Below are 24,069 nucleotides of genomic sequence, written 5' to 3'. Positions count from 1 at the left end.
CCCGGCGAGTCGATCGGCTCGATCCTGGACAGGCGTTCTCGGCGGCGGTAGATTGGTGCGACGATCGGTCGAATCCGGTCGACCCAGGGAACGGCCGACCAGGAGGGGACGCGCAGGGATGGCCAGCTCCGACATCGTGATCCGGGGTGCCCGAGAGCACAATCTCCGCGACGTGTCGCTGGAGCTGCCCCGGGGTTGCTTGATCTGCTTCACGGGCGTCTCGGGGTCGGGCAAGAGCTCCCTGGCCTTCGACACGCTGTATGCGGAGGGGCAGCGGCGCTACGTCGAAAGCCTCTCCAGCTACGCCCGGCAGTTCCTCGGCCAGCTCCCCAAGCCCGACGTCGACCGGATCGACGGCCTGAGCCCCTCGATCTCGATCCAGCAGAAGACCGGCGGCCGGAACCCCCGGAGCACCGTCGGCACGATCACGGAGATCCACGACCACCTCCGCGTCCTCTTCGCGAGGGTGGGGCGGCAGCACTGCCCCTCCTGCGGCCGGCCGGTGGCGGCCCAGACGAGGGAGCAGATCGTCGCCCGGCTGCTGGAGCTCCCCCCCGGGACGAACCTGATGGTGCTCGCCCCGGTGGTCCGGGGCCAGAAGGGGGAGCACCGCGACCGCTTCGCCGAGCTCTCCCGGGCGGGGTACGTCCGGGCCCGGGTCGACGGCCGGCTCGTCACCCTGTCCGACCCCCCGAGCCTCGACCGCCAGGTCAAGCACGACGTGGAGGTCGTCATCGACCGCGTCAAGCTCGGCCCGTCGAGCCGATCCCGGCTGGGGGAAGCGGTCGAGGCGGCGTTGCGGCTGGGGGACGAGACGGTGATCGCCGCGGCGGAGGATCAAACGGATCTCGTCCTCTCGTCCCGCTACGCCTGCGCCTCCTGCGGCATTGGCTTCGACGCGCCGAGCCCTCAACTGTTCAGCTTCAACAGCCCGCAGGGGATGTGCGCGTCGTGCGACGGGCTGGGCGTCCGCCACGATTTCGACCCGGCCCTGCTCGTGCCCGACCCGGCCCGATCGGTCTGGGACGGGGCGATCGCCCCGATCGGGCCGGTGAAGAAGCTGGGGAAGTGGAGGCGCCACCTGTACGAGGGCTTCGCCGCCAACGTCGAGGCCGCCGACGGCCTGAAGGCGGGCACGCTGCTCAAAACCCCCTGGGAGGGGCTGACCCCGGAGCATCGACACGCCTGGCTCTCCGGCACCGGCGACCGGGTGATCGTCTACCGCTGGCGGAACCGGGGGAGGCACTGGTCGCACGCCGGGACTTGGGCGGGCATCGCCACGGAGCTGCTGGAGAAGTACCGGGGCAGCCAGGGCGGCCCGCATCGCGCCGCCCTGGAACCCTACATGAGGAGCCTGACCTGCCCCGAGTGCTCCGGCGCCCGGCTCAACGCCCGGGCCCGATCGGTGCTCGTCGGCGATCGATCCCTCCCCGGGCTGGAGTCGATGGATCTGGGCTCCCTCTGCCGGTGGTTCGACGCCCTGGCCGGGCAGGGGGAAGGAGGAGGGGAGGGCCTCCCCGGCCCCCTGGACCCCCTCTCCCGGACCATCGCCGAGGAGTTGCTCAAGGAGATCCGGGGCCGGCTCCGGTTCCTGACCGACGTGGGGCTCGATTACCTGACGCTCGACCGATCGGCCCCGACCCTCTCCGGGGGAGAGGCCCAGCGGATCCGGCTGGCCAGCCAGGTCGGCGCGGGGCTCGTCGGGGTGCTCTACATCCTGGACGAGCCGTCGATCGGCCTCCACCCCCGGGACAACGAGCGGCTGATCGCCACCCTCGAGCGGCTCCGGGACATCGGCAACACCGTCGTCGTCGTCGAGCACGACGAGGACACGATGCGGGCCGCCGACCTCATCGTCGACTTCGGCCCCGGCCCGGGGGTCAAGGGCGGCCAGGTCGTGGCCCGGGGGGATCTGGCCTCGGTCTCGGGGAACCCCCGGAGCGTGACGGGGCAGTACCTCTCGGGGCGGAAGTCGATCGCCGTGCCCGAGCGGAGGAGGGGGCCGTCGGATCGGGCCCTGCGGGTCGTCGGCGCCCGCCAGAACAACCTGAAGGGGGTGGACGTCGACCTCCCGATCGGCCGGTTCGTCTGCGTGACGGGCGTCTCGGGGTCGGGGAAAAGCTCTCTGGTCGGCGACATCCTCCGGGACTCGCTCGCCCGCGACCTCAACGGCGCGAACACCGAGCCCGGCCTGCACGACCGGATCGAGGGGATCGAGCACCTCGACAAGATCATCGACATCGACCAGTCCCCCATCGGCCGGACCCCCCGCTCCAACGCGTCGACTTATATCAAGCTGTTCGACGAGATCCGGGACCTCTACACGAAGCTGCCCGACGCCAAGACCCGGGGCTACAAGCCCGGCCGGTTCAGCTTCAACGTCCCCGGCGGCCGCTGCGAGGCGTGCGAGGGGAACGGCTCGAACAAGCTGGAGATGGACTTCCTCGCCGACGTCTGGGTCACCTGCCCGGTCTGCGAGGGGAGGCGGTTCAACCGGGAGACCTTGCACTGCCGGTTCAAGGGCAAGAGCATCAGCGACGTGCTGGAAATGGACGTCCAAGAGGCGCTGGAGCACTTCGCCAACGTCCCGAAGATCGGGGCGATGCTGCGGACCCTGCACGACGTCGGCCTCGATTACCTGAAGCTCGGCCAGCCTTCCCCCACGCTCTCCGGGGGCGAGGCGCAGCGGATCAAGCTCGCCCGGGAGCTGGTGAAGAAGGGGACGGGCAAGACGCTCTACGTGCTCGACGAGCCGACGACCGGCCTGCATTTCGAGGACATCCGCCGCCTGCTCGACGTCCTGCAAGGTTTCGTCGAGCAGGGGAACACGGTGGTGGTCATCGAGCACAACCTCGACGTGATCAAGACCGCCGATTGGGTCATCGACCTCGGCCCGGAAGGCGGCTCCGGAGGCGGGACGATCGTGGCCCAGGGGACGCCGGAGGACGTGGCCGCCGTCCCCGAGAGCCACACCGGGCGGTCGCTCTCCCGGATCCTGGCCGGGGTCCCCGGGCTGCCATCCCCCTCGAAGAACGGCAAGCCGAGGGGCAAGGGGGGCCGGGGCCGGTCGGCGGCCGAACTGAAGGAGATCTCGATCGAGGGGGCCTCGCAGCACAACCTCAAGGGGATCGACGTCCGGATCCCCCGCAACCGGATGACCGTCTGCAGCGGCCCGAGCGGCTCGGGCAAGAGCTCCCTGGCGATGGACACCCTCTACGCCGAGGGGCAGCGGCGCTACGTCGAGAGCCTCTCCAGCTACGCCCGACAGTTCCTCTCACCGTTGCAGAAGCCGAAGGTCGAGCGCGTCACCGGCCTCTCCCCGGCCATCAGCATCGAGCAGAAGACCACGAGCAAGAGCCCGAGGTCGACCGTCGGCACCGTCACCGAGATACACGACTACCTGCGCATCCTCTACGCCCGGCTCGGGCACATGCACTGCCCGGGTTGCGGCACCCCGGTCGGCACGCAGACCTCCGACGAGATCGTCGAGAAGATCCTCCACCACCCCGAGGGGACCCGGATCTTCATCATGGCCCCGGTCGACCGCAAGGAGGGGGACGACTACGCCCTGCTCTGGGACGACCTCCGCGGATCCGGCTTCGCCCGCGTCCGGGTCGACGGCGTCTCCCACAGCCTGGACGACCCGCCGACGCTCAACCGACGGGAGTCGCACCGGGTCGAGGTGGTCGTCGACCGCGCGATCGTCCGCCGGTCGACCCGTTCCCGGCTGGCCGACGCGGTCGAGTCGGCCCTCGACCTGGGCCGGGGCGTGATCCACGTCGCGAGGGCCGGCGACGAGGAGGACGAGTCCCGGTGGCCGGTACGGCGGTTCAGCCAGCACCGCTCCTGCGACGGCTGCGGCCGGAGCTTCGAGGAGCTCTCGCCGCACCACTTCTCCTTCAACAGCCCCCTCGGCTGGTGCCCGTCGTGCGAGGGGCTCGGCGTCCAGCACGGCGCCGACCCGGCCGCGTTGATCCCCGACGGCCGCAAGAGCCTCCGGGGCGGGGCCGTCGTCGCCTGGCCGTCGTTCGACGAGAACCCGATGTTCGCCCGGACGATCGACGCGCTGGCGGCCGGGCTCGGCATCGACCTCGACGCCCCCTTCGACGACCTGGAGGCCCGGCACCGCCGGATGATCCTCCACGGCTCCGGCCCGACCTGGTTCGACGTACCGGCCTCGGCCGACTCGCCCGGCTTCCGGTTCCAGTACAAGGGCCTCTTCCCGGCCCTGGAGGAGGCGGGGCGGCTGTCCTACCTCTACCGCGCCAAGCTGCGGGGGATGGTCGCCGAGGCCTCCTGCTCGACCTGCATGGGCGGGCGGCTCCGCGACGACGCGGCGGCGGTCCGCTTCAAGGACTTCACGATCGACCAGGTGGGCAACTGGCCGCTCGGCCGGACCCACGCCTTCTTCAAGGGGCTCAAGCTCTCGGGGGACGAGCGGCACATCGCCGGGGACCTCATCCGGGAGATCCGGGACCGCCTGAAGTTCCTCGTCGACGTGGGGCTCGACTACCTCTCCCTCTCCCGATCGGCCCCCACCCTCTCCGGCGGCGAGAGCCAGCGGATCCGGCTGGCCAGCCAGATCGGCAGCGGCCTGACCGGCGTGCTCTACGTGCTCGACGAGCCGACGATCGGCCTGCACCCGAGGGACAACGCCAGGTTGCTCGGGGCGTTGACGCACCTCCGGGATCTGGGCAACACGCTCGTCCTGGTCGAGCACGACCGGGAGGTGATCGAGGCCGCCGACCACCTCGTCGACTTCGGCCCCGGATCCGGGGACGACGGCGGCCGGGTGACGGCCTCGGGCCCGCCGTCGAAGGTCAGGCGGTCGACGAAGTCGCTGACCGGGCGCTACCTCGGGGGGAAGCTCGGCATCCCCGTCCCCTCGAACCGGAGGCCGTGCGACGGCCCGAGCCTGGTCATCCGCAACGCCCGCCAGCACAACCTCAAGGGGGTCGACGTGGCGTTCCCGATCGGCGCGGTGACGGTCGTCACCGGCGTCAGCGGCTCGGGGAAGAGTTCGCTCGTCGAAGACATCCTGATGAAGGCATGCGCCCAGCACCTGCACCGGGCCCAGGTGTCGCCGGGGCGACATGACGCGATCGAGGGGCTCGATCGGCTCGACAAGGTCATCGGCGTGGACCAGACGCCGATCGGCGGGACGCCGAACTCGACCCCCGCCACGTATACCGGCGCCTTCGACCTGATGCGAGACCTGTTCGCCCGGCTCCCCGAGTCGAAGATCCGGGGCTACGGGCCCGGCCGGTTCAGCTTCAACGTCCCCGGCGGCCGCTGCGAGGCCTGCGAGGGGGCCGGGCAGAAGCGGATCGAGATGCACTTCCTGCCCGACGTGTGGGTGAGCTGCGACTCCTGCGGGGGCAAGCGGTACACGGCCGAGACCCTAGCCGTCACCTACCGGGGCAAGTCGATCGCCGACGTGCTGGAGATGAAGGTGGACTCGGCGCTGGAGCTGTTCGCGGCCGTGCCGAAGCTCCGCCGGGTCCTGCAGACGCTGCACGACGTCGGCCTCGGCTACGTGCCGCTCGGCCAGGCGGCGCCGACGCTCTCCGGGGGGGAGGCGCAGCGGATCAAGCTCGCCGCCGAGCTGTCGCGGCCCCAGACCGGCCGGACGCTCTACGTGCTCGACGAGCCGACGACCGGCCTGCACGCCGACGACGTCCGGAAGCTGCTCGACGTGATCCACCGGCTCTCGGATCTGGGGAACACGGTGGTGATCATCGAGCACAACCTCGACGTGATCAAGACCGCCGACTGGGTCGTCGACATCGGGCCCGAGGCGGGGGAGGCGGGGGGCTCGGTCGTCTCGATCGGCCCCCCCGAGGTGATCGCCTCCTCGAAGCGGAGCCTCACGGGGGCGGTCCTCGGCCCGGTGCTCGACGCCGGGCCGGTCGCCGATCGGCCGAGGTTCGACCCGGTCGCCGCCGCCCGTCGGGAATTGGACGAGGCGAGGAAGGCAGCCGAGACGCTGGGCGAGTCCGAGGCCGTCGCCCCTCCCTGGGAATCCGACGGCCGCCGATGGCACACCCGGGACCGGCTCACCCGGACGGGCAAGGCCGCCCGGTGGGACGGCCGGGTCCTGGAGTTCGCGATCGACCGGATCGCCGAGGTCGGCGGATTCCCGGGGCCGGACTGGTCGAAGCGGACGCTCGTCCGGGTGCCGGGGCCGGCCTCGATGGACGGGGCCCCCCCGTTCCTGGAGGCGAGCACCGGGCATGAGTGGGTCCTCACGCTCCGATTCCGCGTGCCGTCGGGTGCCGGATACGCCCCCTCCCGGATCCAGGAGTCGCTCGGCCTGGAGCCGTTCGATCGGCTGCCGACCCCGGTCCTCAGCGACCTGCCCCGGGTCTCGCTCGGGTTCGCCTCCCCCGACTACGGCGAGGTCGTCCTCGCGGCCCACTCCGCGGAGGAGCTTTGCACGCCCGAGTTCGAGGCCCTGATCCGGGGCCTGGCCGACGCCTATCTCGGGAAGGGATCGGCCGACCCCTGGGCCGACTCCAAGGCCCGGATGCGGACGCTGCTGGGCGGGTCGGCCCGGCGATGAGCCCCCGATACGCTACTTCCTGGGGACCTCGACCGTTCGGATCAGCTCGCCCAGGAGGTCGTCGATCTTCCTCCCCTCGATCTCGGCCTCGGGCGTGAGGATGACCCGGTGGCGGAGGGCGGGGAGGGCGACCTCGATCACGTCATCGGGCACGACGTAGTCTCGGCCCTCCAGCGCGGCGGAGGCCCGGGCCCCGAGGAGGATCGCCACCCCGGCCCGGGGCGACGCGCCGATCGAGAACGAGGGCCATTCCCGGGTCCGCCGGACGACGGCGGCGATGTAGTCGAGCAGGCGGTCGTCGGCCAGGACCTCGCCGCAGCGGCGCTGCATGCGGAGGACCTCGCCGGGGTCGGTCACCGTGGCCACCCGGTCTTCGAGGATGGTCTCGGGGCTGCGGCCCCCGGTGTGCAGGCGGAGGATGTCCGTCTCCTCCCGGGCCGAGGGGTAGTCGGCCACCAGCTTGAACAGGAAGCGGTCGAGCTGCGCCTCGGGCAGGTTGTAGGTCCCCTCCGACTCGATCGGGTTCTGCGTGGCCATGACGAGGAAGGGAGGGGGTAACACGTGGGCCCGGCCGTCGACCGTGACCCGCGCCTCCTGCATGATTTCCAGCAAGGCAGCGTGGGTCTTGGCCGGGGAGCGATTGATCTCATCGGCCAGCAAGAGCTGGGTGAAGACCGGGCCGGGGCGGAAGCGGAAGGCGCCGGTGTGCTCCTCGAAGATGGACGTCCCGGTGATGTCCGACGGCATCAGGTCGGGAGTAAACTGAATCCGGTTGAAGTCGCAGCCGAGTACCCGGCCGAGCACCCGGACCAGCAGCGTCTTCCCCAGCCCCGGGACGCTCTCGATCAGCACGTGGCCCCCGGCCAGCAGCGCGAGCAGCACGCCCCGGACGAGGGATCGCTGGCCGACGTAGACCTTGTCGATCTGCCCCCGGACGCGGTCGGCCCACTCGGAAACCTGGGGACTCGACGGGCCTCCGCCCGGTCCCTCCTCCTCGGGCCGGGCCTCCGAGGCCACGGCCCACTCCTCGACGCCGGGGCCTCGGAGGGCCGGCCCGGTCGCCGGCGTCTCGTCACCGGGGACCTCGGGACCGCCATGTTGGGTAGAGGGGCTCTCGTCGCCCCCCGGGATCCGGATCGGCTGCCGACAGTCCTTGCATCGGACCTGCGTCCCGGCGAGGGCGTCATCGACCTGATACCGTCGGCGGCAGCGTTCGCACTCGAAGGAGATCGGCATGGCGGCTCCGGCCCTGACGTCGCATTCCACTCGGATGGCCCGGGAGGGGTCCGAGTCTACCAGAGCCGTCGGTCGAGATTGAGGGGGAGCGGGACGGGGAGGCCGGCTGCGGGCGGCCGAGGCCCGGCGCGACTCGGCTCCGGACGCGGGTCTTCCCAATGAAGCGGGCCGACCCGGCGGATCGCCGGGTCGGCCCTGAATGGTTGCCGGGGGGCCCCGCCCGGGAGGCGGTCGGGCCCGGGACGGGTCGAGACGGGTCAGGAGTCCTGGGGGCCCAGGAGATCCTCGACGATCGCGTTGACCCGATTCGCCCTGGCCCCTCCGCTGGAAAGCAGGGTCTCGAGGGCCCGGACGGCCCTCGGGTCGTTGCCGATCGCCGGGCCGCCGTCGGCCTGGGACTGGGTCAAGCGGGGCTGCCCAACCTGGAGGGCGCCGGGATTGAGGCCGGAGACCGAGGAGAGGAGCGAGCCGAGCCGGGTCGTGTTCCCGGCGGTCGACTGGCCGCCGCCGGTGTCCGTCCCCCCTCCCGTGGCATTGCCTATGCCGCCGCCCATGCCGCCGCCGCCGGCCCCGCCGCCGCCGATGCCGCCGCCGCCGGTCCCGCCGCCGCCGGCCCCGCCGCCGCCGGCCCCGCCGCCGCCGGCGTCGCCGCCACCGGCCCCGCCACCGCCGACTCCGCCGCCGCCGCCGCCGCCGACTCCGCCGCCGCCGCCGCCGCCCGCAGCCGCGGTGATCGGCAGGGTCGAGAGGTTGACGCCGAAGTTGGGCTGCTCGGGATTGAGGCTGCGGAGGCTGCCGAACTGCCTCGGGGAGTAATTCCGGTACTTCGAGGCCAGGCCGTTCGGGACGAAGACGTAGGTGGGCAGGAGCCGCTGCAGGTCGGCCCAGTTGCGGGCCGGGGTCCCGTCGAGGAGGAAGCCGTTGGCCGAGGCCCGCTGCCGGTCATTGATGACCGAGGAGTCGGGCGGCGGCAGCAGCGTGTGGGCGAGGACCTCGTACTGCTGGACCGAGACGACCCCGTCGAGCTTGCCGTCGGCGGCATAGTCGAAGAAGTTGAACCGGCGTTGCAGGACGTCGAACTGGTCGGGCTGCTCGCCCTGGGAGGTCAGGCCGGTGGGGGCCGCCGGCCCGCCGACGACGTTGGTGATGAAGTTCCGGCCCGCCTCGACCGGGTTCTCGCCGTTCACCCGGGCCGTACCGCCGAGCAGGCGGGCCATGGCCCCGGCCTCCTCCAGGCCGGTGGTGTCGGAGTTCTGGACGAAGCTCTCGATCTCCTGGGCGGTGATGAAGCCATTTTTGTTGGAGTCGATCAGGCCGATCGTGCCGCTGTTGAACAGGTACGACAGGGCGATCGAGCCCTCGACCGCGGCCACCGCGTTCCCCACGTCGATCCGGGAGAACTGCCGCTCGTTGGCCGGGTAGGCCTTCGACAGCGGCGGGGCGATCCCGCCGTCGAACGGGGTGTCGACGTCCTCGATGGGGACGGCGGTCCACTGGAGGATCGAGTTGATCCCGTGCGGGTTGGCGTAGGCCTCCAGGTTCCGGAGGACCCCCGGGCCGTAGTCGAGGGATTGGGCGCCGACGGGGAGGGCCAGGTACGGGTCGACCGTCGCACCGCCCACCGACAGGCCGCTGTAGTAGTTCAGGGCCGAGGCGAGCAGGGTGAACGAGCCGGTCACCATGGCCGCCGAGAGGTCGGTGCCGGCCTCGGTGAAGACGTTCCGGACCAGGCCGTCCCCCTGGAAGGTCTGGCGGAAGGTCGGCACGTCGAGGGCCGGGGCGGCGAAGTCGGTCGTGTACGACCGATTCGTCGAGGGCAGCAGCTGGTCCTGGATGACCAGCGAGCCGGCCGGGATGATCGGGTCGAAGAGGGACAGGTCCTGGGCGTCGCCGGCCCCGGCGGTGAGGATCGCCGGAGGGAAGAGGCGGCCGGCCGGCCCGGGGGACGGGTCGAGCGGGCTGGAGGTCGGGCCCGTCCGGAACGGGAACGAGTAGGACCCGGCGACCGAGACGACCTCATTGAGGATCGACGGCAGGCCCATCCCCTGGACGTCTCCCAGGCCGGTGGTCGGGTCGCTCAGCTGGCCCGACGGGGCGATCGGCGTGATCCCGCGATGAAGCAGGCGCTGGGCCTGGTTCTTGTACGCGAGGATCAGCTGCCGGGCGCCGGTGCGGAAGGCCTGGGCCTCCGTCTCGTACCCCTCCAGCGACGAGACGCCGAGCAGCGAGGTGACGACGCGGTCGACCTGCCCGCGACGGACCGGATCATTGGCGAAGGGGTTGTCGGCGACGTATCGCATCGCGTTGAAGAGGGCCTGGGGCGTGGTCGTGGTGCTCAGGGGGTCGAGCACGTTGACCGGCACCAGGGTCGCCTGGGGCACGAACTGGGCGACCACGCCGGCCAGCTTCGTGCCGCCGACGTCGCTCAGGGAGGCGGGATCGTTGTCGTCGAAGAGCAGGTCGTCGTTGCCGGGGGCGTCGTTGAAGATGTTGATCCCGGTGCCGACCCGGCCCCGGAACTGGGGGGTGGACGCGTCGATGCCGGAGCCGACCACGGCCACCGCCGTCCCCTCGCCCTGGAAAGGGACGCCCCGGCTCCTCAGGTCGTTCAGGCCGACGAGGCTGCCCGAGGTCGAGCCGGCGAGGCTCAGGACCGACTTGAACTGCCAGATGCCGTCGTTGTCGGCGGCGTAGAGCGTGGTGCCGTCGGCCGAGAAGGTGATGCTCAGGCTCGACTCGACGAAGCTGCCCGCGTCATACAGGCCGGAGGTGTTGAAGCCCTCGGCGAAGGCCGTCACCGTGCCGTCGGGAAGGACCCGGATGATCCGGCCGCCGAGGTTGCTGTCGGGCAGGTCGAATTCCAGGTTCAGCGTGTCCAGGTTGACCTGGACGCCGCCCCCGCCCGCCCCCTGGACGGGGAGCACGACCGTCCCCTCGGGGCCGCCGTCCACGTCGGGGATGTCCACCGGGACGGCCAGTCCCGAGGCGAGGTCGGAGACGAACAGGCTGCCGGCGTAGATCGGGGGGACGATCGTCGGCTGGGCGCCGGCGACCTCGGTCACCGTCGTCCCGTAGGAGAAGTAGCCGTATTGGTCGAACGCGACGTCCTGGAACCTCCGGAACGGCGTGTCGACCGCCGAGAGGCGGTCGATGCCCGAGGGGTTCGTCGCGTCGGCCTGGCTGCCGGCGAGCTCGACGAGCTCCTCCGGCTGCGGCCCGATCACGAAGCCCTGGGAGGCGACGTTGGTCCCCGCGAATCCCACCCCGGAGTTGTTCTGGATCAGCAGCTCGCCGCCGATCCCCTGAAGGCCGCTCAGGCCGGGGACGGCGTTGTCGAAGCCGTCGATCCCGGGCTGGCCGAAGTCGGTGAAGGCGGCGTAGACCCGAGAGATGTAATCCGTGTTGGCCGAGGTCAGCCCGACCTGGGGCCCGAGGGTCAGGTTGGTCGTGGAGACCCCCTGGGGGAGCGGGCCGGCCGCGATCTGCTGGGCCCCTTGCACCTGGTTGGCGTCGAAAAAGAGGGCGACTCCGAAGTCAGGGGCGTTGGAGCCCGTGCCGACGAACAGGCCCTTCAGGAAGTCCTGCTGCTGCGCGGGGGGCACCAGCAGGGCGCTGGGACGCCGCACCAGGTCGTCCTGGTCGGCCCCCTCGGTCATGGCGACGAACAGGCCGAGGAAGGTCCCGTCCGGGGCGATCCGATAGACGGCGTTCTTCAGCGGGTTGGAGCGATCGACGGAGGAGACGAACATCGACGGCACGCCGTCGAAGACGCCTTCGGCGTCGAAGGTGATGTCGTACCAGTTGACCAGCCCGGTCTGCGACCCGGCCGAGTTGCCCTGGGAGGTGCCCGGGGCGACCTGCTCGAGCACCGTGTTGAGGTCGAAGAAGACGTCCGACTCGCCGGTCGCCGGGTCGACCCGGAAGATCACCCCGGGGCGGCCCCCGGTCTGGTCGGCGGTGTTGATCCCCCGGGTGATCGCGTAGACGGCCTTGCCGAAGTCGCCACCGGGCCCGGCCTCGATGCGGACGATGTTGCCGCCGAAGCTGGAGTTCGGCGTCAACTGGGCGACCGAGACGAACGGGGCGGCGCTGGTCGCGAGGGCGGCACCCTCGTCGACCGAGATGAAGCCGAAGTTCTCGTTGTCGGGCTGATCGTCGAGGGGGTCGAAGGTCGCGACCCGGGCGGTGGTCGGCAGGTACGGGGCGAGCAGCTGTTTCTGCTCCAGCTTCTCGATCGGCTCGATGTGCAAGCGGTGACGTTGCCGAGCCTGCTGGGCCCGCGCCCGCGAGCGATTGGGCTGGGACATTCGGTTCTCTCCTTAGGGCTGACTCGACCGTCCTGGACCGAGGCCGAAACGCCCGGCGTTCCTCGGTATCGGCGCGAAGGGCGCCCGCATCGCAGCGAATTCGCGGACCGCGCCGCGGGTCCGTCCCCCGGCGCGATCAGCGGGCGCAGGCCGCTCAACCAAGCTCATCGTTTTGATCGGACGAACGGCCTTTGCGTCATGAGTCAACCCGAGTCTCGGGGCCAAACCGGGTCCCCTCCGCCGCGTCGCCGGACCCCATAGGCCCGCCCCGGGGGCGGGAACGAAGAAACGCCGTTGCGGCCCGATCGGGTCGGGCCGCAACGGCGTCTCGGCGGATTCATCGGTCGGGGGCGGCTCAGGGGGAGCCGATCATTCCGAGGCGGGGCCGGGCGAGCCGACGACCCCCTGGGGCCCGGCGGATCCGGGCCGCTGGGTCTGGGCCTGGAAGGCACCGGCCCGGCGACGGACGTCCAGCTCGACCGAGCCGAAGGTCGCCTCGTGCCGCTGGATCGTCATCCCCAGCGCCGTGAGCAGCCGCTTGGCCGTGAAGAAGTTCATGACCAGTCGCTGGTTGGCCTTGACCTCCTGGCGACCCTGCGCGAACGGCTGTGGATTGAGGCCGAAATCGAGGATCACCTCCTCGGGGGTGGCCGTGACCCGGCAGAAATTCGAGTACGACGGCACGGTGCTGGTGTCGTCGACGACGACCTCGGTCGTCACGGCCTGCTGGGAGGGCTGGCCTTCTTTCTCGGGTCCGGCTCCTTCGCCGCTGCTCATGGCACACTCCTTATTCGGAATCGATCTCGGTCTCAAGCTCGACGACGTCGGTGGCGTCCGGGGATCGTCCGCCCCGAAGGCCGACCCGGGGCCCGGCGAGGCCCGGCGATCGGGCCGGGGGGCCGGGCAAGTTGGAGGGACGGGACGCCCGACGTGGCGCCAGTCTGACGGAAGCCTCGCCGCCGATCAAGGCGTCTTCCCGACCGATCAGGCGGCCGAGGAGGCGGCCCGGGAGGCGGATCGGTGCGGGGGATTGGCAACCCGATCCGGGCGTCCTCGCCGGCCGACCAGGCGGTCGAGGGCGGCCAGGGTCCGCTCGGTGGCGCCGCGCTGCGCCAGGACGAATCGCCGGGCCGAGGCGCCCCGGGCCCTCGAGGAGTCCCGGTCGGCCAGCTCGAGCTGGAGGGCGTCTCCCAGCTCGGTCGCCGACCGGACGACCCGGGCGGCGTCCCGCCCCAGCAGCCCCTCGACCGCCTCCCGGAAGTTACTCGTGTGGGGCCCGAAGAGGACCGAGGCGCCGAAGGCCGAGGGCTCCATCACGTTCTGCCCCCCTCGGCCCGGATAGAGGCTGCCCCCGACGAAGGCCACGTCGGCCAGGCCCCAGATGCTCGACAGCTCGCCGACGGTGTCGATCAGCAGGACCGCCTGCCGGCCATCTTCCCGGCCGCCCGGTGGCCGATCCTCGACGCCCCGGCGCCAGACGACCTCGCCCCGGCCCTCGATCATCCGGGCCAACTCGGCGCCCCGCTCGGGGTGCCGGGGGACGATCACGAGCCGCAGGCCCGGGTGATCGACCTTCGCCCGCTGGTAGGCCTGCAGGGCGGCCGACTCCTCCCCGTCCATCGTGCTGCCGGCGACGAAGATCGGCCCCGAGGCCCCCTCCAGGCCGAGGGCCCGACGGGCCTCCCGGACCTTGGGCACGCCCCGGTCCGACTCCAGGCCGTCATACTTGATCGAGCCGGTCACTGAGAGCCGGTCGGCGGGAACCCCGAGGTCCAGGAACCGGTCGGCCGACTCCTGCGACTGGGCCGCGACGGCATCGAGCCGGCGGAGCGTGGGGGCCAGGAGCGCCCGGAATCGTCGGTAGCCGCGATGGCTCCGACGGCCCAGGCGGCCGTTGATGACGGCGACCCGGGCCCCTCGGGCCGAGGCAGCCCGGATCAGATTCGGCCAGAGTTCGGTCTCGACCAGCACCAGGGCCGTCGGCCGGATCCGCTCGAGCGCCCGGCGGACCGCCCAGGAGAAGTCGAGGGGGGCGTAGAAGGTCACCAACTCGGGGAAGGTCCGCCGGGCGACCTCCAGCCCGGTCGACGTGGTGGTGGAGACGACCACGTCCCAGTCCGGCCGACGACGCTGGAGTTCGGCCACCAGGGGACGGAGCAGGAGCACCTCGCCGACGCTCACCGCGTGCAGCCAGAGGCAGGGGGCGTCGCCGATCCGCCGGGGGACCCGGCCCCGCAGCTTGTCCATCAATCCCTGCCGGGACTTGCTCCGCCGCCAGGCGCGGGCGAAAAGCACGGGGGATGCGGCGAGCAGCAACCCGAGGTAGGCCACGTCGAGTAGGTTGGGCATCAAGGCTTCCTTTCCTGACCTCGCGTCGCCCATCCCGGGCGATCGGACCGAGTGCGGGTCGGACCAGGCCGGTCCGATCCGGGCGCGGCGCCCTCCTGGGCTCGCCACGCGACCCGTTCGACCGGTCAATACGCAACCGCAATGCCACCGCCCTGGTTGTGGCGGTTTTGACGGTCAGGTTGGGCCTCGGGGCCGAGTCGAACCGGCAGGAAGTCGTTTCCCGATCGCCGCTTCGGCCCGACGAACCGGAGAAGACGGTCCGCCGGGCCGTGGGGAGGAGCCTCAGAATGGGGGTCCGTCGCCGCCCTTCTTCATGCAACAGGCCTTGAACTTCTTACCGGATCCGCAGGGGCAGGGGTCGTTCCGGCCGACCTTTTTCCCGGTCTTGCGGACGGGCTCGACCTTGGTGGACTGGCCCTGACGCTGGCTGGCGGCGATGGCCGCGTCCTGCTGGGACCGCATCGCCTGGCCGTCGGCGGTGACGGCACCGGCGGGGTCGCCGCCGGAGGTCGAGGTCGGGGCCTCTTCCTTGATCGTCCGGGCCCGGTCGAGCTGCCACCGGGCGCCGAGGTAGGAGAGGAAATCGGGGTCGACCTGCTCCATCCGGAAGACCAGGTCGGTGATCTTGTCCGAGACGTTCTGCCACATCTCGTCGTAGATCCGCTTCCCCTCGCGCTTGTACTCGACCTTGGGGTCCACCTGGGCGTAGCCCCGCAGGCCGACGGAGCTGCGGAGGTGGTCCATGGTGCGGAGGTGCTCCATCCAGCTCTGGTCGAGGATCTGGAGCAGCAGCACCTTCTCCATCTCGCGCATCTCGGGGCGATGCTTGGCGTCGAGGGCGGCGACGAGCTTGTTGCGGGCCCCCTCGGCGCCGAGCCCCTCCAGCTCGTCGACCGTCGTCTCGACGCCGAGCTGCTGGCGGGCCCAGGAGGATAACTCGGTCAGGGCGTCGGGATCGGGGTCGCCGTCGTCGTCGAATGCGGAGTCGAGCCGGGACTGCAATTCCTCATAGAGCCGTGCCCCGGGGTAGGTCTCGTGGGCGATGCCGACGAGCATCGCCTCCATCTCGGGGCGGAGTAGGGGCTTGAGCGCATCGACGTCGACGGGGGTGCCGAAGCGCTGGGAGGCCCAGTGGGAGAGGCCCTCGCGGTCGTACCGGGCCGGCTGGCCGGGCCTGGGCTCGACGAGGAAGCGGCTCATCCCCACCCGGACCGGGAATTCGGCCTCCTTGCGGGCGTAGAGCTCCCGGGCCTGGTGTTTGAGGTCCGAGGCCACGTCCTCGGCCGATTTCCCGGCCCAGGAGGCGGGGTCGGGGGTGAGGCCGAACTTGCGGTGGACCCACCCGGCGAGCGACCGGAGGCCCCAATCGGGGGTGAGGAACTCCCGGGAGGCGTCGAGGTCGGCCTTGCGGATGACCTCGACGGCGGGCTCCCGGATCGAGTCGGCCAGGCCGATGCGGTCCAGCTCGGCCTCGTCCCCACCGCCCTTCAGGAACCGCTTGAGGTCGCGGTCCTTGAGGTTCAGGTTGTACCGGGCGTTGGCCCAGTTGGTCAGCGCTAGCCAGTTCCACTCCGAGGGATCGGCGTCGGCGGGGAGGTTCTCCTCGATCGCCTCGTCGATGGTGTCGGCGGTCTGGGATTCGGCCCGTTCCCGGGCGCGTTCGACGGATTCCTCGAAGGAGTCGCCCCGGAAGTCCTTCCCCTCGAACTCGACCCCCAGTCGCTGGCCGACCCAGGCGGCGAAGCTGGAGGGGCCGTAGTCGGCGTCGAGGAACTGGTCGACGGCGGCGTCGATCTGCCGGTCGATCATCGTCAGCAGCTCGTCCTTCGTCGGTGCCCCGTCGAGCAGGCGCTGGCGGAAGGAGTAGACCCCCTTGCGCTGGGTGTCCATGACCTCGTCGTATTCGAGGAGGTTCTTCCGGGCGTCGAAGTTGCGTTCCTCGACCTTCTTCTGGGCCCCCTCGATCCGTCGGGTGACGAGCTTGCTCTCGATCGCCTCGCCGTCCTGCATGCCGAGGCGTTGGAGGACGTTGGAGACCCACTCCCCGGCGAACTTCCGCATCAGGTCGTCTTGCAGGGAGAGGAAGAAGCGGGAGCTGCCCGGGTCTCCCTGGCGGCCGGAACGGCCCCGGAGCTGGTTGTCGATGCGGCGGGATTCGTGGCGTTCGGTGCCGATGATGTGCAGGCCGCCCAGCTCGGCGACCTCCCGGCCCTCGGCCTTCATCTCGGGCTCGTACTTCTCGACCGCCTCCTTCCAGACCGGGGGGGGGACTTCCAGGCGGGTCGGGTAGAGGGGCCGCCCGTCCTCGTTCTTGAGCCGGGCGAGTTCGGCCCAGGCCATGAACTCGGGGTTGCCGCCGAGGATGATGTCGGTGCCGCGGCCGGCCATGTTCGTGGCGATCGTCACCTTGCCCTTGCGGCCGGCCTGGGCGACGATCTCGGCCTCCTGCTCGTGATACTTGGCGTTGAGCACCTGGTGGGGGATGCCGTAGCGCTTGAGCATCTCGGCGAGCAGCTCCGACTTCTCGATCGAGGTGGTGCCGACGAGGATCGGCCGGCCGGTCGGGTGGACTTCCCGGATCTCCTCGATGATCGCCTTGAACTTCTCCCGCTCGGTCCGGAAGATCACGTCCGCTTCGTTGACGCGCTGGAGCTGCCGGTTGGTGGGGATGGCCACCACGTCGAGGGTGTAGACCTTCCAGAACTCGTTGGCCTCGGTCATGGCCGTGCCGGTCATGCCGGAGAGCTTGCCGTAGAGCTTGAAGAAGTTCTGGAGCGTGATCGTGGCGAGGGTCTGGTTCTCCTCCTTGATCTTGACCCGCTCCTTGGCCTCGACCGCCTGGTGCAGGCCGTCGGACCACTGGCGGCCGACCATCAGGCGGCCGGTGAACTCGTCGACGATGACGATCTCGCCCTTGTCGCTGACGACGTACTCCCGGTCCCTCTTGTACAGGTAGTGGGCCTTCAAGGAGTTGTCGATCAGGTGGGGCCACTCCATGTTGCCGGGGGTGAAGAAGCTCTCGACGCCGGCCAGGCGCTCGGCCTCCCGGATGCCGTCCTCGTTGAGGTGGGCGGTGCGCTCCTTCTCCTTGACCTCGAAGTGCTCTCCCGCCTTGAGCTGGCGGGCGATCCGGTCGGCCTCGGCGTACTTCTTCACGTCGTCGAAGGCCGGGCCGGAGATGATCAGCGGGGTCCGGGCCTCGTCGATGAGGATGGAGTCGACCTCGTCGATGATCGCGTAGTTCAGCGGCCCCTGGGCCTGCGACTCCCGGGTCGGCTTCATGTTGTCGCGGAGGTAGTCGAAGCCGAACTCGTTGTTGGTGCCGTAGGTGATGTCGCACCCGTAGATCTTCTGGCGCTGGCGGGGGTCCATGTTCGACTGGATCGCGCCGACGGTCAGGCCCAGCCCGTTGTACAGGGGGCTCATCCACTCGGCGTCCCGCCGGGCGAGGTAGTCGTTGACGGTGACGACGTGGACGCCCTTGCCCTCCAGCCCGTTGAGGTAGGCGGCCAGGGTGGCGACCAGCGTCTTGCCCTCGCCGGTGACCATCTCGGCGATCTTGCCCTCGTGCAGGACCATGCCGCCGAGCAGCTGCACGTCATAGTGGCGCATCTTGAGGAACCGTCGCCCGCCCTCCCGGCAGACGGCGAAGGCCTCGGGCAGCAGGTCGTCGAGCGTCTCGCCCCCGGCCAGCCGCCGGCGGAACTCGGAGGACTTGGCCCTGAGCTCGTCGTCGGGGAGCCCCTGGATCTGCGGCTCCATCTCGCCGATCCGGGCGACGATCGGCTGCATCCGCCGGATCTGACGCTCGTTGGAGTTGCCGAAAATCCGGACCAGCCCGTTGGAGACCCCTTCGCTGAAGGAGTTCAACGCGTTGGTGGTCTTGTCCCAGAGATCGCTGAGTAGCTCCGTCGCCTCCATGACCGGTGACCGCCTCCCGCGGTGAAGGGAAGAAAAGGTGTCGACGCTCTAACTTCAATGGTGAACAAATTTTATTGAAAACGACCGCCCCGGTCAAGCGCCGGCCGGGCGGCCTCCTGGGACTATAGGACGCCCGGCGACGCACGCCTCGCAGTGGGGGTCGCCGGGCGGGGGGCCCGTCGCTACAATACGCACGCGAGCCTGGAATCCGGACCCGGACGACCGCATCGAGGAGTCGCGATCGCGTGGAGGAACCCGACCCCCCGGCGGCCGAACCCGCCGGCCGCCGACTGATCGTGCTGGGCAGCGGGACGTCGACCGGCGTCCCGGTCCTGGGCTGCGACTGCCCCGTGTGCCGATCCGACGACCCGAGGAACGCCCGGACCCGGCCGAGCGTGCTGGTCCGCCTCCCCGGGGGGGACCTGCTGATCGACACCACCCCGGAGCTACGCCTGCAACTGCTCCGGGAGGGGATCCGGGGGGCCCACGCGATCCTCTACACCCATGCCCACGCCGACCACCTCTTCGGCCTCGACGACGCCCGGCTCTTCCCCCGGCTGACCGGCGGCCCGGTGCCGATCTACTGCGAGGACGAGGTCGAGCAGGCCATCCGACGCGCCTTCCCCTACGCCTTCGACGAGCGGGCCAGGCGGATCCCCGGCGGCGGCGTCCCCCAGATCGAGTTCCGCCGGATCGGCCCGATGGAGCCGTTCGAGGCCCTCGGCCAGCAGATCCTGCCGATCCGCCTGGACCACGGCAGGTTCCGGGTGCTCGGGTTCCGGATCGGCGGGCTGGCCTATTGCACCGACGTCTCCCGGATCCCGGACGAGAGCTGGGCGGCGCTGGAGGGGCTCGACGCCCTGATCCTCGACGCGCTGAGGCCCGAACCCCATCCCACCCATTTCTGCCTCGACGAGGCGCTCGAGGCGATCGACCGATTGCGGCCGCGTCGCGCGTACCTGACGCACCTTTCGCACTCCTACGACCACGGCCCGGCCGAGGGACGCTTGCCCGAGGGCGTCTCGCTGGCCTACGATGGCCTTGCCATCGACTTCTGAGCCCGACCTCCCGGATCCCGGGAGCCGCTGCCCTCGCCGACGAGTGCCGGCCCCCTCGCCTCGATTCCCCGCCCCAGGAGCCGCCCCGAGATGCCCGCCGACCCCGAGCTGGTCGACCACCTGGCCCGACACGGTCAGGACCATGTCCTCCGATTCTGGGACGACCTCGACTCCGACGGCCGGGCCCGGCTGTCCGGGCAACTCGGCCGGCTCGACCTGGGCCGCCTCGGCGAGCTGGTCGACCGCCTGGTCGTCGGCACCGTCGACGAGGCGCCACATCCGATCGAGCCCTCCCGGGTCGGCCCGGTCGACGTCCGTCGGGTGCCCCAGACCGACGCCGAACGCGTCGCCCGGCGGCACGCCGCCGAGCGGGGGGAGGCCGCCCTGGCCGCCGGGGAGGTGGCCGCCGTCCTCGTCGCGGGGGGGCAGGGGACCCGCCTCGGCTTCGACGGCCCGAAGGGGACCTACCCGATCGGTCCCGTCTCCGGCGCCAGCCTCTTCCAGCTGCACGCCGAGAAGCTGCGGGCGTTGGGGCGACGGTACGGCGCCCCGGTGCCGCTCTACATCATGACGAGCCCCGAGAACCATCGGGCCACGACCGAATTCCTCGACCGGCACGACCAATTCGGCCTCGAGCACGTCCGGCTGTTCGTCCAGGGGCAGATGCCCGCCGTCGACGCCTCCATGGGCAAGCTGCTGCTGGCCGGGAAGGACCGCCTGGCCCTGAGCCCCGACGGCCATGGCGGCACCATCGCCGCGCTGGCCTCCCCGGCCGACGGGGGTGGCCCGAGCTGCCTCGACGACATGGCAACCCGGGGCGTCCGGACGATCTATTACTTCCAGGTCGACAACCCCCTGGCCCAGATCTGCGACCCGGCCTACCTCGGCCTGCACCTGCTCGCCGACGCGGAGATCTCCTTCAAGGTCGTCGAGAAGCAGCGTCCGGAGGAGAAGGTGGGGGTGGTGGTGACGGTCGACGGCCGGGCCCAGGTGATCGAGTACTCCGACCTGCCGGCCGAGCTGGCCGAGCGCCGGGAGCCCGACGGCAGCCTGGAACTCTGGGCGGGGAGCATCGCTATCCACTGCTTCGACCGGGGCTTCCTGGAGCGGCTCGCCTCGGGGGGGGGGCGGCTGCCGTTCCACCGGGCGCTGAAGAAGGTGCCGTTCCTCGACGAGTCGGGTGCGCAGGTGGACCCCGCCGCGCCGAATGCGGTGAAGTTCGAGACGTTCATCTTCGATGCGCTGCCGCTGGCCGATCGCTGGTCGATCGTCGAGACCGAGCGGGCGTTCGAGTTCGAGCCGCTGAAGAACGCGACCGGCCCCGACTCCCCGGCCACCGTCCGGCAACGGCTGAGCGACCTGTTCGGCGGCTGGCTGGAGCAGTCCGGGGCCCGGGTCTTGCGGAGGGCCGACGGCACGGTCCCCTTCGGGATCGAGATCAGCCCGCTGTTGGCCCTGGACGCCGCCGAGCTCAGGCAGAAGGTCGACCCGGGACTCACCGTCGACCGGCCGATCTACCTCGGGCCGAGGGACACCGGCTGAGCCGGATGCGTCTCATCGATTCACCCCCGCGCGAGCAATTCCCTAAATAAACGCGTGTTCTTCCTTGCTCGCTGGGCATGATGATTGTAGGATGAATCGAAACCTGGGAGTATGGAGGGGTCCGTCCAGGGAGGCGGCGCCTCGTGCCCGGATTGATGGTCGCGGGCCCGGGGTGTCTCCTTCGTCGAGTCCCTAGAAAGTCGGACACTCCCGTCCCCCGGGTCGGTCGGCGTCCGTGCATCCCGGGGTTTGCCGCGATGGTGCGGGACCCTTCCCGAGCGATCGAGGGTCCTCCTATGTCGGGCTCGCCCTCCTCGTGCACGCCGTCCGTGCCGGGCTACGAGATCCTCAGGCCCCTCAGCCGGGGGGGGATGGGGTTGGTCGTGCTCGCGCGGCAGGTCCGACTCGGCAGGCCGGTGGCGATCACGTTCCTCTCCGCGGAGGCGGACACTGATCCCGGCCCCGGGATCACCCGGTTCCGGAGGGAGGCGGAGCCGATGGCCCGGATTTCCCACCCCAACGTCCCCGCGATTCACGACTCCGGGGAGGTCGAGGGGCGGCCCGATCTCGTGACGGGATACGTCGAGGGATGGGACCTCCGCCGGCTGATGCGGCCGGTCGGCACCGGGAGGCCGATCCCCTGGGGGCTCCACGACTTGCACGGGGACGCCAGGGGGCCCTGCTCCGGCTGGTACGACGCCTCTCCCGGGGACGAGGGAGGGGCCGGATCTAAAATCGACCCGTCGGGGCCGAAAGGCGGAGATCGATGGGTGGACCGGGGGGGCTCCTGGGATACCATGGAGAGCGTGTCTCCGTGCCGGTCGACCGCCGGGAGCCATAAGGTCTTTCCGTACTTCACCCTCGGTTTTCGCGTGTGCCACGACGGGCCGGGCGACGCCGAGCGGTCGGGCACGCCCGCACCCTCGGCCGCCGACGGCCCTTGAATTTCGGACGCGGACTGATCCAATCTGGGGGCCACGGGGCGCCCCCGGTCCAGCCGCCCGGCGGAGTCGCCGGGCCGATTTCGCTCGCGAAGGGGCACCATGTCGGATCGCCACGAGGAGATCGCCCGCTGCCTGTTCCGCGAGTCGAACGATGCCCTCTTCATCTTCGACCCGCGCGACCACCGGGTCATCGATGCCAACCCGGCCGCCCTTCGGCTCTCCGGCTTCGACCGCAAGCCGCTGCTCCAGATGAAGGTCTGGGATCTGTTCCGCGGCGTCGAGCCCGGCGTGATCGACCAGTTGATCGAGGCCTACCAGATCAGCTGGTTCTACCACTCCCGGGAGGGCCTCTCGCTGAACCGGGCGGTCGGCACGCCGATCCCGGTCAACGTCACCGTCAGCCGGATCCACACCCGGCCCGACCCGCTCGGCCTGGTCGTCGCGCGGGACATCTCCGATCGCAAGCGGGCCCAGGAGGCGCTCGACCGCTTCTTCCGGATGGCGCCCGACCTCTTCGCCATCGTCCGGCCCGACCCGGACGCCCCCCGGTTCACCCGACTCAACCCGTCGTGGGAGGCCAGCCTCGGATTCCGGCCCGATGAGCTGGTCGCGACCTCGGCGATCGACGTGGTCCATCACGACGACCGCCCGGCCGCCGAGGCCGCGTTCGCCTCGCTCCGCTCCGGCCGGGAACTCAACGGGCTGGAGCTCCGCCTGAGGCACCGGGACGGCAGCCACCGCTGGCTGGCGGTGAACGCCGTGCTCGCCGACGGCCTCATCTACCTCGTCGGCCGGGACGTGACCGAGACCAAGCGGCTGACCGCACTCCGCCGGGCGATGGAGCGCACCGAGCTGGCGAGCCGGGCCAAGAGCGAGCTGCTCCGGGACCTCGGCCACGAGCTGCGCACCCCGCTGGCCGCGATCCTCGAATACGCCGAGCACCTCATCAGGGCCGAGACGCAGCCGACGCCCCCCCCGGAAGGATTCAGCCGGCTGGACGCCCTGCGGACGGTCCGCCGCAACGCCCGATACCTGATCCGGCTGCTCAACGACCTGCTCGACCTGGCTCGCCTGGAGTCCGGGACGATGCGGATCGACCTGGCCGAGTGCCAGGTCGGGGAACTGCTGGCCCAGGTCGTCGACCTGCTCGCCGCCCAGGCCCGGGCCCGGGGGCTGGTGCTGTCGCTGGAATACCGCACCCCGATCCCGCCGACGATCCGGACCGATGCCCTGCGTCTCCGACAGATCCTCATCAACCTGGTCAGCAACGCCATCAAGTTCACCCAGGTCGGCTCGGTCCGGGTCGAGGCGTCGCTGGACGAGTCCTCCACCGACCGGCCGTTGCTGGTGGTCGACGTGAGGGACACGGGAGTCGGGATGGGCCCCGACGTGATCGCCCGGCTCTTCGAGCCGTTCTACCGGGGGTCCGCGGTCGGGGCCGACGGGGCCGGCCTCGGCCTGGCCCTGAGCCAGCGGATGGCCGGCCTGCTCGGCGGCCGGATCGCCGTGCAGAGCGAACCGGGCCGGGGGAGCCGGTTCAGCCTGAGCCTGCCGACCGGGCCCCTCGGCACGGCCCATCGCCAGGAGAAGCCACCGGACTCGGGATTCGACTCGGCCGAATGGTCGACGCTCGAGCCCGCCCCCCCCCGGCCCGATCCCCCCCCGAAGCCCCCGGCGACCGTGCCGGGGGCGGCGTCGAAGGCCCCCGCCCTCGCTTCCCCTGCCGCCCCCGCCCGGCCCCGGCTGCTGCTGGCCGACGACAACCACGACCTCCGCCGGGCCCTGACGCTCCGGCTCCGCCGCTCGGGGATCGAGGTCGTCGACGTCGACGACGGCCGACGAGTGCTCGAGGAGGCCGGGCGGGCCCGGGACGACGGCCGGCCCTTCGACCTGGTCCTGCTGGACGTGCGGATGACCGGCATGGACGGCCCGGAGGCGGCCCGGCAACTCCGCGCCCGGGGCTTCCGGATGCCGATCCTGGCGCTGACCGCCTCGGAGGAGTCCGACCCGGCCGAGGAGGGGCTCTTCGACGGCCGGATGGTCAAGCCGATCGACTGGGAGGTCCTCCGCGGGACGATCCAGGCGCACGTCCGGGGCGGGCGGCCCTCCCTTGACACCGACCCGGGCGACACGGTCCAGTAAGGCCCCAC

Annotated in this window: 10 protein-coding genes and 1 pseudogene; 5 read left to right on the top strand and 6 right to left on the bottom strand. The window is 71.1% G+C overall.

Features of this window, described 5'->3' with window-relative positions; translation table 11 throughout:
* Window positions 1-118: 118 nt before the first annotated feature.
* Window positions 119-6,562 (top strand): excinuclease ABC subunit UvrA, encoded by a 6,444-nt coding sequence (gene uvrA, locus ElP_RS22695; protein WP_145273442.1) that lies wholly within the window; start codon window positions 119-121, stop codon window positions 6,560-6,562.
* 12 nt (window positions 6,563-6,574) lie between these two features.
* On the opposite strand, the gene ElP_RS22690 is transcribed toward uvrA, so the two are convergent.
* The 6 genes and pseudogenes from ElP_RS22690 to secA all read right to left on the bottom strand — a co-directional run.
* A complete protein-coding gene (locus tag ElP_RS22690; protein WP_145273439.1) occupies window positions 6,575-7,798 on the bottom strand; it encodes an AAA family ATPase in 1,224 nt (407 codons plus the stop codon).
* A 257-nt stretch (window positions 7,799-8,055) separates the two neighbouring features.
* Window positions 8,056-12,105: a S8/S53 family peptidase gene (locus ElP_RS22685; RefSeq protein WP_145273436.1), complete on the bottom strand. Its 4,050-nt coding sequence runs from the start codon at window positions 12,103-12,105 to the stop codon at window positions 8,056-8,058.
* Between the two features lie 369 nt (window positions 12,106-12,474).
* Entirely contained in the window at window positions 12,475-12,882 is a 408-nt protein-coding gene (locus tag ElP_RS22680; protein ID WP_145273434.1) for a DUF3467 domain-containing protein, read from the bottom strand.
* Window positions 12,883-13,089: 207 nt separating this feature from the next.
* Window positions 13,090-14,454, bottom strand: a complete 1,365-nt coding sequence (locus ElP_RS22675) for a 3-deoxy-D-manno-octulosonic acid transferase (protein WP_145273431.1) — start codon at window positions 14,452-14,454, stop codon at window positions 13,090-13,092.
* Between the two features lie 282 nt (window positions 14,455-14,736).
* Window positions 14,737-15,510, bottom strand: a complete 774-nt coding sequence (locus ElP_RS41635; protein ID WP_449343084.1) for an SEC-C metal-binding domain-containing protein — start codon at window positions 15,508-15,510, stop codon at window positions 14,737-14,739.
* A gap of 603 nt (window positions 15,511-16,113) precedes the next feature.
* Window positions 16,114-18,324: pseudogene (secA, locus tag ElP_RS41630) on the bottom strand (preprotein translocase subunit SecA); the annotation flags it as partial.
* 296 nt (window positions 18,325-18,620) lie between these two features.
* Here secA and ElP_RS22665 point away from each other — a divergent pair.
* The 4 genes from ElP_RS22665 to ElP_RS22650 all read left to right on the top strand — a co-directional run bounded on the left by ElP_RS22665 (window position 18,621) and on the right by ElP_RS22650 (window position 24,061).
* Window positions 18,621-19,433 carry an MBL fold metallo-hydrolase gene (locus tag ElP_RS22665; RefSeq protein WP_145273425.1) on the top strand — a complete coding sequence of 271 codons (813 nt, stop codon included), beginning with the start codon at window positions 18,621-18,623 and terminating at the stop codon, window positions 19,431-19,433.
* A gap of 90 nt (window positions 19,434-19,523) precedes the next feature.
* A complete protein-coding gene (locus tag ElP_RS22660) occupies window positions 19,524-20,975 on the top strand; it encodes a UTP--glucose-1-phosphate uridylyltransferase (RefSeq protein ID WP_145273422.1) in 1,452 nt (483 codons plus the stop codon).
* Between the two features lie 296 nt (window positions 20,976-21,271).
* Window positions 21,272-21,919, top strand: a complete 648-nt coding sequence (locus tag ElP_RS22655; protein WP_197446294.1) for an SUMF1/EgtB/PvdO family nonheme iron enzyme — start codon at window positions 21,272-21,274, stop codon at window positions 21,917-21,919.
* A 99-nt stretch (window positions 21,920-22,018) separates the two neighbouring features.
* The gene (locus ElP_RS22650; RefSeq protein WP_145273416.1) at window positions 22,019-24,061 is read left to right on the top strand and encodes a PAS domain-containing hybrid sensor histidine kinase/response regulator; all 2,043 of its coding nucleotides are present in this window, start codon (window positions 22,019-22,021) and stop codon (window positions 24,059-24,061) included.
* Window positions 24,062-24,069 lie beyond the last annotated feature (8 nt).

Origin of the sequence: Tautonia plasticadhaerens, from assembly GCF_007752535.1 — a bacterium.
Classification (GTDB): domain Bacteria; phylum Planctomycetota; class Planctomycetia; order Isosphaerales; family Isosphaeraceae; genus Tautonia; species Tautonia plasticadhaerens.
This window is presented reverse-complemented; position numbering and strand designations above follow the sequence as displayed.

Excerpts from the sequence above, each read along its gene's own strand:
- uvrA (WP_145273442.1), top strand. The coding sequence starts at position 119 with ATGGCCAGCTCCGACATCGTGATCCGGGGTGCCCGAGAGCACAATCTC.
- ElP_RS22690 (WP_145273439.1), bottom strand. The coding sequence starts at position 7,798 with ATGCCGATCTCCTTCGAGTGCGAACGCTGCCGCCGACGGTATCAGGTC.
- ElP_RS22685 (WP_145273436.1), bottom strand. The coding sequence starts at position 12,105 with ATGTCCCAGCCCAATCGCTCGCGGGCGCGGGCCCAGCAGGCTCGGCAA.
- ElP_RS22680 (WP_145273434.1), bottom strand. The coding sequence starts at position 12,882 with ATGAGCAGCGGCGAAGGAGCCGGACCCGAGAAAGAAGGCCAGCCCTCC.
- ElP_RS22675 (WP_145273431.1), bottom strand. The coding sequence starts at position 14,454 with ATGCCCAACCTACTCGACGTGGCCTACCTCGGGTTGCTGCTCGCCGCA.
- ElP_RS41635 (WP_449343084.1), bottom strand. The coding sequence starts at position 15,510 with ATGCTCGTCGGCATCGCCCACGAGACCTACCCCGGGGCACGGCTCTAT.
- ElP_RS22660 (WP_145273422.1), top strand. The coding sequence starts at position 19,524 with ATGCCCGCCGACCCCGAGCTGGTCGACCACCTGGCCCGACACGGTCAG.
- ElP_RS22655 (WP_197446294.1), top strand. The coding sequence starts at position 21,272 with ATGTCGGGCTCGCCCTCCTCGTGCACGCCGTCCGTGCCGGGCTACGAG.
- ElP_RS22650 (WP_145273416.1), top strand. The coding sequence starts at position 22,019 with ATGTCGGATCGCCACGAGGAGATCGCCCGCTGCCTGTTCCGCGAGTCG.